This window comes from Streptomyces sp. NPDC048255 (assembly GCF_040652415.1).
Taxonomy (GTDB): Bacteria; Actinomycetota; Actinomycetes; order Streptomycetales; family Streptomycetaceae; genus Streptomyces.
Genome location: NZ_JBEZMA010000032.1, coordinates 66650 through 80483, shown reverse-complemented (window position 1 = coordinate 80483; position 13834 = coordinate 66650). Strand labels below are relative to the sequence as shown.

Annotated in this window: 9 protein-coding genes; 1 reads left to right on the top strand and 8 read right to left on the bottom strand. The window is 68.8% G+C overall.

Features of this window, described 5'->3' with window-relative positions; all coding sequences use genetic code 11:
* Positions 1-50: 50 nt before the first annotated feature.
* From AB0D94_RS23945 to AB0D94_RS23920, 6 genes are all read right to left on the bottom strand, one after another.
* A complete protein-coding gene (locus AB0D94_RS23945; protein WP_362055300.1) occupies positions 51-1547 on the bottom strand; it encodes an amino acid permease in 1497 nt (498 codons plus the stop codon).
* Positions 1548-1643: 96 nt separating this feature from the next.
* Positions 1644-3560: a 1-deoxy-D-xylulose-5-phosphate synthase gene (dxs, locus tag AB0D94_RS23940; RefSeq protein WP_362055298.1), complete on the bottom strand. Its 1917-nt coding sequence runs from the start codon at positions 3558-3560 to the stop codon at positions 1644-1646.
* Between the two features lie 265 nt (positions 3561-3825).
* A complete protein-coding gene (locus AB0D94_RS23935; RefSeq protein WP_362055308.1) occupies positions 3826-5046 on the bottom strand; it encodes a sugar ABC transporter permease in 1221 nt (406 codons plus the stop codon).
* 98 nt (positions 5047-5144) lie between these two features.
* Positions 5145-5933 (bottom strand): ATP-binding cassette domain-containing protein, encoded by a 789-nt coding sequence (locus AB0D94_RS23930; protein ID WP_362055296.1) that lies wholly within the window; start codon positions 5931-5933, stop codon positions 5145-5147.
* A gap of 172 nt (positions 5934-6105) precedes the next feature.
* Positions 6106-7218 (bottom strand): substrate-binding domain-containing protein, encoded by a 1113-nt coding sequence (locus tag AB0D94_RS23925; RefSeq protein WP_362055294.1) that lies wholly within the window; start codon positions 7216-7218, stop codon positions 6106-6108.
* Between the two features lie 117 nt (positions 7219-7335).
* The gene (locus tag AB0D94_RS23920) at positions 7336-8550 is read right to left on the bottom strand and encodes an ROK family transcriptional regulator (protein WP_362055292.1); all 1215 of its coding nucleotides are present in this window, start codon (positions 8548-8550) and stop codon (positions 7336-7338) included.
* Positions 8551-9173: 623 nt separating this feature from the next.
* Here AB0D94_RS23920 and mgtA point away from each other — a divergent pair.
* Positions 9174-11894 carry a magnesium-translocating P-type ATPase gene (gene mgtA / locus AB0D94_RS23915; RefSeq protein WP_362055290.1) on the top strand — a complete coding sequence of 907 codons (2721 nt, stop codon included), beginning with the start codon at positions 9174-9176 and terminating at the stop codon, positions 11892-11894.
* Positions 11895-11939: 45 nt separating this feature from the next.
* Here the strand turns inward: mgtA and AB0D94_RS23910 are convergent, their stop codons facing one another.
* Positions 11940-12866 (bottom strand): carbohydrate ABC transporter permease, encoded by a 927-nt coding sequence (locus AB0D94_RS23910; RefSeq protein WP_362055288.1) that lies wholly within the window; start codon positions 12864-12866, stop codon positions 11940-11942.
* 13 nt (positions 12867-12879) lie between these two features.
* The gene (locus AB0D94_RS23905) at positions 12880-13824 is read right to left on the bottom strand and encodes a sugar ABC transporter permease (RefSeq protein WP_362055285.1); all 945 of its coding nucleotides are present in this window, start codon (positions 13822-13824) and stop codon (positions 12880-12882) included.
* Between the last annotated feature and the right edge of the window lie 10 nt (positions 13825-13834).

Here is a 13834-nt window from a genome sequence, read left to right as displayed (position 1 = left end):
CGGGCCGTACGGGGATCCCCGTACGGCCCGCTTCCGGTATGCGACGGCGCCTAGAACGTGGCGTCGCGTCCGACGCGGCCCAGCCGGCTGTGGCCGCGGCCGTAGGCGTAGTAGACGACGATGCCGATCGCCATCCAGATGCCGAACCGGATCCAGGTCTCGGCCGGCAGGTTGAGCATCAGCCAGAGCGAGGCCGCGATCGACAGGATCGGGATCAGCGGCACCCACGGGGTGCGGAAGGCCCGGTGCAGGTCGGGGCGGGTCCGGCGCATGATGATCACGCCGAGGGCGACGATCACGAAGGCGAACAGGGTGCCGATGTTCACCAGCTCCGCGAGCTTCTCCAGGCTGGTGAAGCCCGCGACGACGGCGATGACCACACCGAGCAGGACGGTCGCCCGGTAGGGGGTGCGGTACTTGGGGTGGGTGACGGAGAAGACGCGCGGCAGCAGTCCGTCACGGCTCATCGCGAAGAACACGCGGGTCTGGCCCAGCAGCAGGATCATGCTCACGGTGATCAGGCCGACGGCTGCCCCGAGACTGATGGCACCGGAGAAGAAGGGCTGGTTCACCGACTTGAAGGCTTCGGCCAGTGGCGCGGTCGGTGACATCTCCGTGTACTTCTGCATGCCGGTGACGACCAGCGTCACGGCGACGTAGAGCACCGTGCAGATGATCAGCGAGCCGAGGATGCCGCGCGGCATGTCCCGCTGGGGGTTCTTGGTCTCCTCCGCCGCCGTGGCCACGACGTCGAAGCCGATGAAGGCGAAGAAGATCAGCGAGGCCGCGGTGAAGATACCCATGACGCCGAAGTTGGTGGGCGCGTAGCCGAAGAGCAGCTGGACCAGCGGCGCGTGGATGCCGCCGCCCGCCGCCTGCGGCTCGGCCGGGGGGATGAACGGCGAGTAGTTGTCGGCCTTGATGAAGAACAGGCCCGCGACGATGACCAGCAGCACCACGGTGACCTTGATGGCGACCACGATCGCCGTGATGCGCGCCGAGAGCTTCGTCCCGATGACCAGGACCGCGGTCAGCGCCAGGATCAGCAGGAAGGCCAGCAGGTCGAAGGTGCCTCCCGCGTCGGGTCCGGACAGCGCTACGGGCATGTCCCAGCCGAGGTTGGTCTGCATGAGATGGCGCACGTACCCCGACCAGCCGACCGCCACCACGGCGGTGCCGAGCGCGAATTCGAGCACCAGGTCCCAGCCGATGATCCAGGCGGGCAGTTCACCGATGGACGCGTAGGCGAAGGTGTACGCCGAGCCTGCCACCGGCACGGTGGACGCGAACTCCGCGTAGCAGAGCGCCGCGAGGGCGCAGACGATGCCGGCCGCCACGAACGCCAGGGCAGTGGCGGGTCCGGCGTTGTTCCGGGCCGCGATGCCCGTGAGAACGAAAATGCCGGTGCCGATGATGACGCCGACGCCGAAGACGGTCAGGTCCCAGGCGGAGAGCGATTTACGGAGCGCATGCTCCGGTTCCTCGGTGTCCCGGATGGACTGCTCGACCGACTTGGTGCGGAAGGGACTGTTCAGATCCGTACTCACCTACGCACCTCCCAAGACGGGAACGGGCCGGGAGGCCCACCCTCTTCAAGGGTGATCTCCCGGCCCGTGACGTGCAACCGCGCGTCGGTCCGCCGGCTAGTCGACCGTGGCGGCCTGCTCGCTGTCGTAGCGCCCGTCCAGCTTGGCCACCAGGCCGGTGACCTGCCGCGCGATGTCCGGTGCGGTCAGCCCGATCTCGGCCATGACCTCCTTGCGGGAGGCGTGGTCGAGGAAGCGCTGCGGGATGCCGAAGTCGCGCAGCGGTACGTCGATCCCCGCGTCCCGGAGCGCCTGCGAGACGGCCGAACCCACACCGCCGGTACGGCCGTTGTCCTCGACCGTGACGACCACGCGGTGGCGCTCGGCGAGCGGGGGCAGCGCCTCGTCCACCGGCTTGACCCAGCGGGGGTCGACCACGGTGGTGGTGATGCCCTGCTTGTCCAGCAGGGAGGCGATCTCCAGGCACATCGGGGCCAGTGCGCCGACCGAGACGAGCAGTACGTCCGGACGGGTGACGTCGGCCCCGGGCTCGCGCAGCACGTCCATGCCGCCGATCCGGCCGACGGCCGGGACGGCCGGGCCGACGACGCCCTTGGAGTAGCGCACGACGGTCGGCGCGTCCTTGACCGCGACGGCCTCGCGCAGCTGGGCGCGCAGCTGCTCGGCGTCACGCGGGGCGGCGAGCCGCAGACCCGGTACGACCTGCATGATCGACATGTCCCACATACCGTTGTGGGAGGCACCGTCGGTGCCGGTGACGCCGGCGCGGTCCAGGACGAAGGTGACACCGCACTTGTGCAGGGCCACGTCCATCAGGACCTGGTCGAAGGCGCGGTTGAGGAAGGTCGCGTACACCGCGAAGACCGGGTGGGCGCCGCCGGTGGCCAGGCCCGCCGCCGAGGTGGCGCCGTGCTGCTCGGCGATGCCGACGTCGAAGATCCGGTCCGGGAAGGCGTCCGCGAACTTCTTCAGGCCGACCGGGTGGAGCATGGCCGCCGTGATGCCGACGATGTCCGGGCGCTCGTGGCCGAGCTTGACCATCTCGTCCGCGAAGACGGAGGTCCAGCTCGCGGCGTCGGTGGCGACCGGGAGGCCGGTGTCGGGGTGGATCACGCCGACCGCGTGGAAGCGGTCCGCCTCGTGCTCCAGGGCCGGGGTGTAGCCGCGGCCCTTCTGGGTGAGGCAGTGCACGATGACCGGCCCGCTGAAGCGCTTGGCGCGCTGCAGGGCGGACTCCAGGGCCTCGATGTCGTGGCCGTCGATGGGGCCGATGTACTTCAGGCCGAGGTCCTCGAACATGCCCTGCGGGGCGATGAAGTCCTTGAGGCCCTTCTTGGCGCCGTGCAGGGTCTCGTAGAGCGGCTTCCCGACGACCGGGGTGCGCTCCAGGATGTCCTTGCCGCGGGCCAGGAAGCGCTCGTAGCCGTCCGTGGTGCGCAGGGTGGCCAGGTGGTTGGCGAGGCCGCCGATGGTGGGGCCGTACGAGCGCTCGTTGTCGTTGACGACGATGACCAGGGGCCGGTCCTTGGCGGCGGCGATGTTGTTCAGCGCCTCCCAGGCCATGCCGCCGGTCAGCGCGCCGTCGCCGATGACGGCGGCGACGTGGTGGTCCTCGCGGCCGAGCACCTCGTTGGCCTTGGCGATGCCGTCGGCCCAGCCCAGCACGGTGGAGGCGTGCGAGTTCTCGATCACGTCGTGGTCGGACTCGGCGCGCGAGGGGTAGCCGGAGAGGCCGCCCTTGGAACGCAGGTTGCCGAAGTCCTGGCGGCCGGTGAGCAGCTTGTGGACGTAGGACTGGTGGCCGGTGTCGAAGAGGACCTTGTCCTTGGGCGAGTCGAAGACCCGGTGCAGGGCGATCGTCAGTTCGACCACCCCGAGGTTGGGGCCGAGGTGCCCGCCGGTCTTGGAGACGGCGTCGACGAGGAAGGACCTGATCTCGGCGGCGAGCTGGTCGAGCTCCTCCTGGCTGAGCCGGTCCAGATCGCGCGGTCCCTTGATGCGGGTCAGCAGCACCCGTGCCTCCTTGCAGTTGCTTGCTGGTCTGTCGAGTCTAATCTTCCGCCCGCGGGCACGGTCATCGGGCCGTCCCGAGCGGGTCACACCTTTGTCATACATGTACGCCCCCGAGTGACCGCACACATCACATTCGGGCGTATACCCGCACAGTCGTACCCACGGATGCACGCACAGGTGCCCGGTGCCACACGAAGTGGCACCGGGCACTGTGACCGGTCTTACCGCCGGTCCGGTACGGCGGACCGGCGGCGGGGACGCGCGGTCAGGCGCGTCCGGCCGTCTTCTGCGTCTTGCGCGTGACCGAGTCGATCACCACGGTGGCCAGCAGCACCGCTCCAGTGATCATGTACTGGATCGGGGTCGCGATTCCCTCCAGGGCCAGACCGTACTGGATCGAGGTGATCACCATGACACCGAGGAGGGCGTTCCAGGTGCGGCCCCGGCCGCCGAAGAGGCTGGTGCCGCCGATGACGGCCGCCGCGATGACGTTCATCAGCAGGTCACCGGCGCCGGCGCTCTGGTTGGCCGCCGCGATCTTGGAGGCCCAGAAGAGGCCGCCGATGGCGGCGAAGGTGCCGGCGATGGCGAAGACCGTGATCCGGACCCGGTTGACGTTGATGCCGGCGCGCCGGGAGGCCTCGACGCTGCCGCCGAGCGCGAAGACCTGGCGGCCGAAGGTGGTGCGGCGCAGGACGAAGTCCGTGGCGACCAGCGCCAGCAGGAAGAGCACCACCGCCAGGGGCAGGCCCTTGTACTGGTTGAACACGACCGCGGGGCCGAAGGTGAACACCGCGAGCAGACCGGTGCGCAGCAGGATCTCGGTGAGCGGCCGGGAGGGGACCCCGGCGGCCTCGCGGCGGCGCGCGTCGAAGAACGTGGCGAGGAAGTACCCCGCCACCGCGAGTGCGGCCAGGCCGTAGCCGACGGCCACGTCCGAGAAGAAGTACGTGGTCAGCTGGCCGACGACGCCTTCGGAGTCCAGGTTGATCGTGCCGTTGCTGCCGAGGATCTGCAGCATCGCGCCGGACCAGAAGAGCAGGCCCGACAGGGTGACGGCGAAGGCCGGGGCGCCGATCCGGGCGAAGAAGAAGCCGTGGATCGAGCCGATCAGGGCGCCGCCCGCGACGGCCGCGAGGATGGCCAGCCATTCGTTCACGCCGTGGGTGACGGCGAGGACGGCGACGATCGCCCCCGAGACGCCGCTGACCGAGCCGACCGAGAGGTCGATCTCGCCGAGCAGCAGCACGAAGATGATGCCGACGGCCATCATGCCGGTGGCGACCATCGTGATCGCGACGTTGGTGAGGTTCTCCGGGGAGAGGAAGTTCGAGTTCAGGCCCTGGAAGATGGACCAGATGATGATCAGGCCGATGACGACCGGGAGGGAGCCCAGGTCGCCGGCCTTCATCTTGCGGCCGAACTCGTTCAGGTACCCGGACAGGCCCTGCTCGCGGACGAGCAGGCGGGGGTCCACGGCGGGGATGGCGTCCGCCGCGGCGGCCGGGTTGACGACCTCGTGGTCCTCGGCCCCGTCGTTCTTGACCGCCTTGTGCAGCGGGTCGGCGGCTGGGTTCTCGGTGTTCACTTGCGAGCCTCCCCGGTGCGGGCCGCCCGGCGGGTCACGGCGTTGTCCGTGGCTCCCGTGATGGCGGAGATGATCTCTTCCTGCGAGGTGTCGGCGACGTTGAAGACACCGTTGTTGCGGCCCAGCCGCAGAACCGCCACCTTGTCGGCGACGGCCTTCACATCGGCCATGTTGTGGCTGATGAGGATGACGGCGTGGCCTCGCTCGCGCAGCCGCTCGACGAGGTCGAGGACCTGTGCGGTCTGCTCGACGCCGAGGGCGGCGGTGGGCTCGTCGAGGATCACGAGCTGGGGCTCGCCGAGCATCGACCGGGCGATGGCCACGGTCTGGCGCTGGCCGCCGGAGAGCGAGGCGATGGGGATCCGGACACTGGGGATCCGGATGGACAGGGTGGTCAGGAGCTCGCGGGCACGGCGCTCCATCTCCACCTCGTCCAGGATGCCGCGGCGCTTGAGCTCGCGGCCGAGGAAGAGGTTGCCGACGACGTCGATGTTGTCGCACAGCGCGAGGTCCTGGTAGACCGTCGCGATGCCCAGGTTCTGGGCGTCGTGGGGCTTGCCGATGGTGACCGGGCTGCCCTGCCACTCGATGACGCCGTCATCGATGGGGTGCACGCCGGCGATCGTCTTGACCAGCGTGGACTTGCCGGCGCCGTTGTCGCCGACGAGGGCGACCACTTCACCGGAGTGGATCTCGAGTTCTACGTCGGTCAGGGCCTGAACGGCGCCGAACCGCTTCGAGACCCCTCGCAACGCCAGCACGGGCGCAGCGGACACATGAACCATCTCCTTCGCCGCCTGACCGGCGGGGATGTCGTGCAAAAGAGCAGGAGCGGGGCGAATGGGGGGGAGGTAAAAGGGAATCGTTTCTGCCCGGCGCCCCGCGGGTGGCGGGGATAAGGGGTGCGGGGCACCGGGCAGGCGCGGGGGTCGCCTCGCGGAGCGGGCGACGGGGGCCTTACTTCAGGCCGAGGGTGGCGCAGGCGGCCGCGTACTTGTCGGTGCAGATCTCGTCGGCCGTGTAGACGCCGTCCTTGATGACGGTGTCCTTGATGTTGCTCTTGGTGAGCGAGACGACCGGGATCAGCACGGCCGGGACGCCCTTGGCGGTCGGGCTGTCGACCGTGGAGGTGGTGACGCCGGAGACCTTCTCGCCCTTGGCGAGGGCCACGGCCATCTTCGCGGCGGCCTCGGCCTCGGGGGCGTACGGCTTGTAGACGCTCATGAACTGCTCGCCCGCGACGATCCGCTGGACACCGGCGAGTTCGGCGTCCTGGCCGGTGACGGGGGGCAGGGTGGACAGGCCGGCGGCCTTGAGGGCGGTGATGATGCCGCCCGCCATGCCGTCGTTGGCGGAGTAGACGCCGATGACCTTGTCCTTGCCGAGCGCCGAGAGGGCGGCCGCCATGTTGGTGTTGGCGTTCTCCGGCTTCCACTCGACGGTGTCGTACTCCTTGCCGATGTTCACCTTGCCGTCGAGGACGGAGTGCGCACCGGACTTGAAGAGCTTGGCGTTCGGGTCGGTGACCGAACCGTTCATCATGACGATCTGGCCGTCCTTGGCCTTGTCGCCCAGCGCCTCCAGGAGCGCCTTGCCCTGGACCTTGCCGACCTCTTCGTTGTCGAAGGAGGTGTAGGCGTCGATCGGACCCTCGGCCAGGCGGTCGTAGGCGACGACCGGGATGCCCGCGTCCTTGGCCCGCTTGACCGCGCCGGCGATCGCCTTCGAGTCCACCGCGTCGACGATGAGGACGTTCACCTTGTTGGTGATCATCGTGTCGACCTGGGAGTTCTGCGTGGTGGCGTCCTGCTTGGCGTTGGCGTAGACCACTTCGCCCTTGCCGCCGGTGAGTTCGGCGACCTTCTTCTCGATGAGCGGCTTGTCGAACTTCTCGTAGCGCGCGGTCTGGTTCTCCGGCAGGAGCAGCCCGACCTTGATCGCGTCGCCCTTGGCGGCGCCGGACTCCTTGGTCTTGTCTCCGGCTTCCTTGGCGCTGCCACAGGCGGCGAGGGAAACGGCCATGGCACCGGCGGCGACGGCTACGGCGGCTCTACGCATACGCGTGTTCATTACTTGAACCTCCCTGACGAGGCCGCAACGCTGCGGCCGAGGTGGATGTGAGTCAACCCCGGCCGCGTTTTGCCGTCAAGGAGTGAATCCTTAACGAGATGACAACGGTGCCATCCGTTATCTACCTGAAGACAAGACGGCTGGTGCTCGCACTCCACTTCCATGGTCCGACAAAAGAGTCGAATCGCCCATCTCGCTGAGTACGAGGGCCAGTGCTCCCAGCACCTCGGCCCGTCCGCCCAGGGACCCCGTCAGCACCGACAGTTGCCGTGCCGCGCTGGGGATGGCGTACCTCCCCACTGATTCACGGATGGGAGCCAGGACGAGTTCACCGGCGTCCGCGAGCGAGCCGCCGAGGACCACCCTGCTGGGGTTCAGGAGGTTGCAGAGGCTGGCCACGCCGCTGCCGACGTGGCGGCCCACGTCCGTGATCACCCGGCGGCAGCCCGGGTCCCCGCCGCGGGCCAGCTCGACCACCCGCTCCATCGTCAACTCCGGTCCGTGCGTGCCCTGGAGCAGCGGCAGCACGTACCGCGCGGCGGCGAAGGTCTCCAGGCAGCCGCGGTTGCCGCACCGGCAGACCGGGCCCGACTCGTCCAGGGTGATGTGCCCGATCTCGCCCGCCGTGCCGCCCGGCCCCCGGTAGATCTGGCCGTTGATCACCAGGCCGGCGCCGACGCCGCTGGCGACCTTGATGTAGGCCAGGTCCTTCACTCCCCGGCCGCTCCCCCAAACGAGTTCACCGAGCGCCCCGAGGTTCGCGTCGTTGTCCACGTACACGGGCACCCCGAGGCGCTGCGAGAGCTCCTGGCGGGGGTTGATGCCGGCCCAGCCCGGCAGGATGGCGGTCGAGCCCAGGGTCCCGGACTCCACGTCGATGGGGCCGGGGACGCCGAGGCCGACGCCGATGACCTTCTCCAGGCCCACCCCGATGCCCGCGATCAGCCGCCCCACCAGGGCTTCGGCCCGGTCGAAGCCCTCCGCCCAGGAGTCGTCGACGTCCAGCGGCTCGGACTCCTCGGCCAGTACCTGGTGGGCCAGGTTGCCGACCGCGACCCGCAGGTGGGCGTGGCCGAAGTCGACGCCGATGACGATGCCCGCGTCGCCGCTGAGGGAGACGCTGCGGGCCCGGCGGCCCCCGGCCGAGGTGTCGGTGACCTCGACGGTCCCGCCGTCCTTGAGCTCACGGACGATGTTGGAGACCGTTGCCGCCGAGAGTCCGGTGGCGCGGGCGATCTCCGCCTGGGTCAGCGAACCCGCGAGCCGCACCGCCCGCACGACCCGTTCGAGGTTCGCCCGATGCAGCGAGGACTGCGATCCGGGAGTCTGCACGACTCATCCACTCCTGCCCATAAGCGACGGCCAGCCGTCGCCCCCCGGCCGGGCCGTCGCGGCTGCACACTCCGAGACCCCGGCGTCTCTCCAACTTGTGAACCTTAAGTCGAGCCTTTGGTCCTCCACACGTCAAGAGGCTGACACAGCACGAATGGGACACTACCGGCCAAAAGAGGGAGAGACCCCCCGAGAGATCGTGCTACGGTCGCTGAGGCGCCGGTCCTCTGCGGCCTTTCCGGCCGGACCGGGCGCCTCGTAATGACGGCGCTGCGCAAGGAGGTGTTCGGGATGAGTCCCGATCGAAGTCTTTGCAGCGCCCTCGTCGGCTGACCCAGCGGTCCGCCGGCCCGGTGATCGACTGACCCGGTGATCCACCGGCTCGGATGATCGGCTGCCCCCTCCCCTAGTACGCAAGGCCGCGGCACACCGCTGCCTCCGCGTCCCTTCCGGAGGGCTCACCCTCTTTTCCTCCGCACGCTCCGGCACCTCTGCCGGGCCTGCGTCATCCATGCCCTCGGCGTGCCGTCCGGCCTTCCGTGCCGTTTCACGCCGACCCATGATCACTCCACGTGACCGCTCGGCTTCGCGCTGCCCGGACACCGTGGAGGGAGGTATTCGTCATGACCATGCTCACCCCTCGTACCCCGGCCAAGCTCGCACCGCCGGGCCGCGGCCGCCGCGAGCGCAAGGCCGCCGAGCTGGAGGCCCGTACCCGGCTCGTCGGCGAGCGCCTCGCCGGGATCAGCGCCGGCCCGGGCGTCCGCGCCCTTCAGGACGTGGACGCCTCGGCGAACGGCCTGACCCACGCCGAGGCCGCACTGCGCCTGGAGCGGCACGGCCCGAACGCCGTCGCCCAGGAGCGCGCCCCGCACTGGCTCGTCCAGCTGGGGAAGGCGTACTGGAACCCCTTCATCGCCGTCCTGGTCTTCCTGGCCGCCGTCATGTACTGGCAGGACCCCGGCGACCCGGGCGTCATCATCCTCTCCGTGATGGTGGGGGTCAGCGGGCTGCTGCGCTTCTGGCAGGAGTTCCGCTCCGGCCGCGCCGCGGACGCGCTGAAGAAGCTCGTCACCACCACGTGCGCGGTGCAGCGGCGGGCCGGCAGCGGCTCCGCCCCCACCACCTTCGAGGTCCCCATGGACCAGGTGGTCCCCGGCGACATGGTCAAGCTGGCCGCCGGTGACCTGATCCCGGCCGACCTGCGGCTCATCACCTCCAAGGACCTGATGGTCAGCCAGGCCGCGCTGTCCGGCGAGTCCCTGCCCGTCGCCAAGGCCGACACCCGCCCGGTGGACCTCGGCCAGCAGGAAAGCTCCGACCCGGTGGAGGCAGACAACCTCTGCCTGATGGGGACCTCGGTCACCTCCGGCACCGCCACCGGGGTCGTGGTCGCCACCGGCTCCGACACCTACTTCGGCTCCATGGCCGGCTCGCTCGTCGGCGAGCGCCCGCAGACCAACTTCGACAACGGCGTGCGCAAGGTCAGCTTCCTGCTGATCCGGTTCATGCTGGTCATGGTCCCGGTCGTCTTCATGGTCAACGGCCTCACCAAGGGCGACTGGGACGAGGCCTTCCTCTTCGGCATCGCCGTCGCGGTGGGTCTGACCCCCGAGATGCTCCCCATGGTCGTCTCCGCCAACCTGGCGCGCGGAGCCGTCGCCATGTCCAAGCGCAAGGTGGTCGTCAAGCGGCTCAACGCGATCCAGAACCTGGGCGCGATGGACGTGCTCTGCACCGACAAGACCGGCACCCTCACCGAGGACCGGATCGTCCTGGACCGCTACCTGGACGTGCACGGCGACGAGGACGGCGAGGTCCTGGAGTACGGCTACCTCAACGCGCACTTCCAGACGGGACTGCGCAACCTGATGGACCAGGCGGTCATCGACCGCGTGGACGAGGCCGAGGAGGTTGTCGTCGACGCACGGTTCTCGATGGTCGACGAGATCCCCTTCGACTTCGCCCGGCGCCGCATGTCCGTGGTCCTGAGCCGCAACTCCCTCGTGGCCGGTCCCGGCCGCGCCGAGCACATCATGATCACCAAGGGCGCCGTCGAGGAAGTCCTGGACCTGTGCACCCATATGACGGACCGCGGCCAGAAGGTCGAGCTGACCGCACAGCTGCGCCGGCACGTCACCGGGATCGCCGAGGAGAACAACCGCCGGGGCCTGCGGGTGCTCGCGGTGGCCACCCGTACGGTCTGCACGCCCCGCGACACCTACACGGTCGCCGACGAGGACCAGCTGACCCTGGTCGGCTTCCTCGCCTTCCTCGACCCGCCGAAGGCCGACGCGGCCCGGGCCCTCCAGGGCCTGGCCGACAAGGGCATCGCGGTGAAGGTGGTCACCGGCGACAACGAGCTGGTCGCGGCCCGGGTCTGCGCGGACGTCGGCATCGACGTCGGGCACGTGGTGCCCGGCTCCGAGACCGACGCCCTCGACGACACGGCACTGCGCGCGCTGGCCGCCCGTACGACCGTCTTCGCCAAGGTCAACCCGGTCCAGAAGGCCCGGATCGTCAGGGCCCTGCAGGCCGACGGGCACACCGTCGGCTTCCTCGGGGACGGCATCAACGACGCGGCCGCCCTGCGCGACGCGGACGTCGGCATCTCGGTCGACACCGCCGTCGACATCGCCAAGGAGTCGGCGGACATCATCCTGCTGGAGAAGGACCTGACCGTCCTGGAACAGGGGGTCGTCCAGGGCCGGACCACCTTCGGCAACACCATCAAGTACATCAAGATGACGGCCTCGTCGAACTTCGGCAACGTCTTCTCGGTGCTGGTGGCGAGCGCCTTCATCCCCTTCCAGCCGATGCTGGCGATCATGCTGCTGCTGCAGAACCTGGTCTACGACATCGCGCAGCTTGCCACGCCGTGGGACCGGATGGACGAGGAGTACCTGCGCAAGCCCCGCAACTGGGACGCCAAGGGCATCTTCCGCTTCATGGTCACCATCGGCCCCGTCAGCTCGGTGTTCGACATCTCGATGTTCCTGATCATGTGGCACGTGTTCGGCGCCAACAGCGAGGCGAGCCAGTCCCTCTTCCAGTCCGGCTGGTTCATCGAGGGCCTGCTCTCGCAGACCCTGGTCGTCCACATGATCCGTACCCGGAAGATCCCCTTCATCCAGTCCCGCGCCTCCTGGCCGGTGATGGTGATGACCGTCCTCGCGGTGCTGACCGGGCTCTACCTGCCCTTCTCGCCGCTGGCTCCGTCGCTGGGCTTCGTGGCCCTGCCGGCGAGCTACTTCCCGTGGCTGATCGGCGTACTCCTCGCCTACTGCACGCTCACGCAGCTCGTGAAGACCTGGTACATCCGCAAGTTCAACACCTGGCTGTAGGACCGGCGGAGGAGGGAGAGGCCGATGCTGCTGACCGCCGCTGCCCTACTTGAGGGTGGCGGAGGTCAGGCCGGCCTGGATCTGGCGCTGGAAGGAGAGGTACACCGCGAGCATCGGGATGACCGCGATGGTGGCCCCGGCGAACAGCACCGGCAGGTCCGTCTCGTAGCCCATCTGGTACTGGAGCTGGATGAGCCCCTGGGTGAGCATGTAGCGCTCGGGGTCCCCGCTCGTCTGCGGCTGCATCAGCACGGCGGGCAGGATGTACTGGTTCCACTGGCCCAGCACGTTGAAGATGCCGACGCTGATCAGGCCGGGCTTGGCCATGGGCAGCATCACCTGGAAGAAGATCCGGGTGTCGGAGGCCCCGTCGATCACCGCCGCCTCGTGGACCGCGGTGGGCAGCGTCCGGAAGAAGGAGTGCATGAAGAAGACGGTGAACGGCATCGAGTAGGCGACGTACACCAGGATCAGGCCCTGGTAGCTGTTGAGCATGTCGAAGCGCTTGACCATGAAGAACAGCGGTACGAGCGCCAGGAACACCGGGAACATCGCCCCGCCGACGAAGAAGTAGTAGATGACCCGGTTGCCCGTGAAGGGGTAGCGGGCCAGCACGTACGCGGCCATCGAGCCGAACAGCATGGTCAGCGGGACGGAGAACACCAGCACGATCAGCGTGTTGGCGAAGTAGCCGCCAATGCCCTTGTCCCAGGCCCGCCCGAACGCGTCGAAATGCCAGTTCGAGGGCCAGCTCAGGGCCGAGCCGCCGATCTGCGCGTCGGTCTTGAAGGAGCCGAGCGCGAGCCAGATCAGGGGCAGGACGATCATTATCGCCCAGAGGACGAGGAAGCCGTGCGAGAAGACGTTGAGGACCACGCCCTCGGAGCCGCGCCTGGCCCGCTCCCCCGGGCGGCCGGACCCGCCGGACTTCTCCTCGGCCGCTTCGCCCTGAACCTTGGTCACTGTGGTCATGGAGGTCTCCCGCTCAGAACTCGATGCGCTCGCGGCGGGTGGCACGCAGCGTGATGACGGAGAGGATCATGGTCAGGGCGAGCATGACCACGCCCATGGCGCAGGCGTATCCGCTCTTGCCGAAGTACAGGAAGTTGCGCATCAGCACCGTCGACATGACCTCGCTGTGGTGGTCGGGTCCGCCGCCGAACTGGCCGGATGTCATGGTCGACACGAGGACGAACATGTCCATCGCGGCGATGCCCAGGTAGACCGCGGAGGTCTGCACAGAATCCCACAACAGGGGCAGCGTGACCTTGAAGAAGGTCTGGGCGCGCCCGGCGCCGTCGAGCAGCGCGGCCTCGTAGATGTCCTTCGGCACGGACTGCATGGCCGCGGAGAACAGCACGAGGTAGAAGCCGACGCCGTGCCAGACGACCACGAACAGCAGGCACCACAGGACGAGGTCGGGCTCGTTGAGCCATTCGACGGGGTGCTGCGGGTCGACCAGGCCGGCCTTGACGAGGAAGCCGTTGAGCAGGCCGCCCTGGTCGCTGCGGTAGATCGCGCCGAAGAGGACGGCGAGGATGGCCAGGGAGAGGACCTGCGGGAAGAAGTAGACGACCTTGTAGAAACGGGAGCCGCCGACCCCCTGCACCCCGCCGGCCCCGCTGCGCCCTCCCGCGTTGACCATGAAGGCGAAGAAGAGGGCCAGCAGGATGGTGATCACCGGGACGAACACCAGGAGCAGCAGGTTGTGCCAGAGGGCGCCGCGGAAGACCTCGTCCTGCAGCAACGTCGCGTAGTTGTCCAGGCCGACGAAGTCGAACGTCGGTGACTGGCCCGTCCAGTTGGTGAAGGAATAGCCGAATGTCTGCACATACGGCCAGATGACGAAGGTGAGGTACAGCGCGAGTGGCGCGATGAGGAAGCCGGCGACGAAGCCGTTCTTCCTTTTCCCCTGGGCTACGTGGCTCATGGTGTCCGTC